Source organism: Paenirhodobacter sp. CAU 1674, from assembly GCF_029222945.1.
In the GTDB taxonomy this organism is placed as follows: Bacteria; Pseudomonadota; Alphaproteobacteria; order Rhodobacterales; family Rhodobacteraceae; genus Rhodobacter.
On sequence record NZ_JARHUH010000033.1, the window covers coordinates 1 to 1,274 of the forward strand.

The window sequence follows — 1,274 nt, forward strand, 5'->3', positions numbered from 1 at the left end:
CTGACCTGCCACGGGTCTTTCATCCAGCCGTGACCGGAGCCCGGTTGGTGTTTACGCCGATCGGCGCAGGTTGAGCAATCGCCCGACGCGCGGAGCTATCATCTCGCGCAGCGGGGCGGGCGATTGCGGTGGTCAGGCTCCGCGCGTAGTCAGCCGGGGTCTGGTAGTCCAAGGCGGAATGCGGGCGTTCCGTATTATAGTCAGCCGCCCAGGCGGCGATTACGACCCGGGCGTGGGCCAGGTTGCGGAACATGGTCTCGTTGAGAAGTTCATCCCGCATCCGACCGTTGAAGCTCTCCACAAAACCGTTCTGCATCGGTTTGCCCGGCGCGATGTAATGCCATTCGATCCGGCGCTCGGAGCACCAGCGCAGGATGGCGTTTGAGGTCAGTTCCGTGCCGTTGTCGCTGACGATCATTCCTGGCTTTCCGCGGCGCTGGATCAGGGCCGTCAACTCCCGTGCGACGCGCCGCCCGGATATCGAGGTGTCCGGGATCGCAGCGAGGCATTCCCGGGTGACGTCGTCGACCACGTTGAGCACCCGGAAGCGCTGGCCGTTGGCGAACTGGTCATGGACGAAATCCAGCGACCAGCGCGCATTGGGCCGCGCCTCGACCAGGATTGGGGCTCGCGTCCCGATAGCCTTACGCCGGGCCTTCCGCTTGCGCACCGTCAGCCCCTCTTCGCGGTAGAGCCGATAGATCCGGTTGATGCCGGAAGGCTCGCCCTCGCGACGCAACAGCACGAAGAGCCGCCGATAGCCGAACCTTCGGCGCTCGTTGGCCAGCTCCCGCAACCGCCCGCGCAGCACCGTGTCCGGCGCACGCTGCGCCTGGTAGCGGACCATCTTGCGATCCGCCCCGGCAATCCGGCACGCCCGCCGTTCCGAGAGCCCGAACCGGGCCTTCAGATGCGCGACCGCCTCGCGCTTCACGGCAGGCGTCACCACTTTTTTGAAACCAGTTCCTTCATCGCGGCGAGGTCGAGCATCTGCTCGGCAAGCAGCTTCTTGAGCTTCGCGTTCTCATCTTCGAGCGCCTTCAGCCGCTTCACCTCCGACACCGTCATGCCGCCGAACTTGGCTTTCCAGGCGTAGAAGGTGCCCTCCGACATGCCGTGCTTGCGGCAAAGGTCTGCGCACTTCGCGCCCGCCTCGTGCTCCGCCAGGATACCGATGATCTGTTCGTCCGTGAATCTCGTTCGCTTCATTGTCCGTCCTCAAGTTGGCGCGGACTCTAATCGACGGTGGAGGAAAAATCCCGTGGCAGGTCATG

1 protein-coding gene is annotated in these 1,274 nt (G+C 64.5%); it reads right to left on the reverse strand.

Annotated elements, in window-relative coordinates; all coding sequences use genetic code 11:
- Positions 1 to 19 precede the first annotated feature (19 nt).
- Positions 20 to 1,209, reverse strand: a protein-coding gene (locus P2G62_RS17765; RefSeq protein ID WP_275736213.1) for an IS3 family transposase whose coding sequence is annotated in 2 segments (ribosomal slippage) — positions 20 to 957 and positions 957 to 1,209 — 1,191 coding nt in all. Because the reading frame shifts where the segments join, the coding sequence is not laid out codon by codon here.
- Positions 1,210 to 1,274: the final 65 nt, after the last annotated feature.